At 72.0% G+C, this 1,298-nt stretch carries 2 protein-coding genes; both read left to right on the top strand.

All coding sequences use genetic code 11. The annotated features are described in order from the left end of the window. Window positions 1-91: hypothetical protein (locus tag ACWEN0_RS50000; RefSeq protein WP_451988808.1), on the top strand; the 91-nt coding region annotated here is incomplete at its 5' end. Between the two features lie 41 nt (window positions 92-132). Next, entirely contained in the window at window positions 133-1,149 is a 1,017-nt protein-coding gene (locus tag ACWEN0_RS49995) for a family 2 encapsulin nanocompartment cargo protein polyprenyl transferase (protein WP_451988807.1), read from the top strand. Window positions 1,150-1,298 lie beyond the last annotated feature (149 nt).

The raw sequence follows: 1,298 nt of genomic DNA, 5'->3' as shown, positions 1-1,298 counted from the left end.
CTACCTCGTCTCCGCCTACTACTCCGCCGCCGTCCTCGTCCCCGACGCCCTCGCAATACTGGAAAACGCCGAACTCGGCCGGGAAAGCTGACCCCCGGTGACCATCACCGACCACCAGCACACTCCCAGCTCATGACGGCCATGAACACGCGGATCCCCGCCCGGCCCGTCGCGGACGTCCTGGCGTGGAGCAAGAGCCTCGTCGAGCCGGCGCTGCGCGAGGCCGCCGAGCGGCTGCCCGACACGATGCGGCGCATCGCCGGCTACCACTTCGGCTGGTGGGACGCCCACGGCGAACCCACGCGCAGCGACGGCGGCAAGGCCCTGCGGCCGGCGCTGGTGCTGCTGTGCGCGGAGGCGGCGGGCGGCGACGCGGCGGACGCCGTCCCCGCGGCCGTCGCGGTCGAGCTGGTGCACAACTTCTCACTGCTGCACGACGACGTCATGGACGGCGACACGACCCGACGCCACCGCGCCACGGCGTGGACGGTGTTCGGCACCGGCCCGGCCGTGCTCGCCGGGGACGCGTTGCTGAGCGTGGCCTTCGAGCTCCTGACGCCCGAAGGCGCGAAGCTGCTGTCTCAGGGCGTGCTCGAGCTGCTCGAGGGCCAGGCCGCCGACCTCGACTTCGAGCAGCGTGACGACGTCACGCCGGCGGAGTGCGCCCGGATGGCCGTCGGCAAGACGGCGGCCCTGATCGGCGCGTCGTGCGAACTCGGCGCGTTGTCCAGCGCCCGGCCCGGCGCAGTGCCGCGGTTCGGCGCGTTCGGCCGGGCGATCGGGCTGGCGTTCCAGCACATCGACGACCTGCTCGGCATCTGGGGCGACCCGGCCGTCACCGGCAAGCCGGTGTACTCGGACCTCCAGAACCGCAAGAAGTCCCTCCCGGTCGTGACGGCGTTGTCCTCCGGAACGGCGTCGGGCGCCGAGCTGGCGACGCTCTACAACGGCACGGACCCGCTCGACGACACCGAGCTGGCCCACGCGGCGTCCCTGGTCGAAGCCGCGGGCGGCCGCCAGTGGAGCCAAGCCCAGTCCGAAGCCTTGCTGGCAAAGGGACTTCGCGAGCTGGCGGCGGTCAACCCGGCCCCGCGAGCCGGCGCGGAACTGGCAGCACTGGCCCGCCTGATCACCACCCGCACCCACTGACCCGGGCATCACGCGTGATCAGAGGGGCATCTCGCGTGATTGGACGGGCATCACCCGTGTGGAGTTGCCCCGGTGAGGCGGACACGGGGTTTTCAGGCAGCTGAGGCCTGAGCGTAGTGGTTGATGCGGGTTTCGGCCGGGGTGTTGTG

This window comes from Amycolatopsis sp. NPDC004378 (assembly GCF_053602455.1).
Note: the sequence above shows the minus strand (reverse complement) of the source record. Positions and strands in the feature narration are given on the sequence as shown.

Excerpts from the sequence above, each read along its gene's own strand:
- ACWEN0_RS49995 (WP_451988807.1), top strand. The coding sequence starts at position 133 with ATGACGGCCATGAACACGCGGATCCCCGCCCGGCCCGTCGCGGACGTC.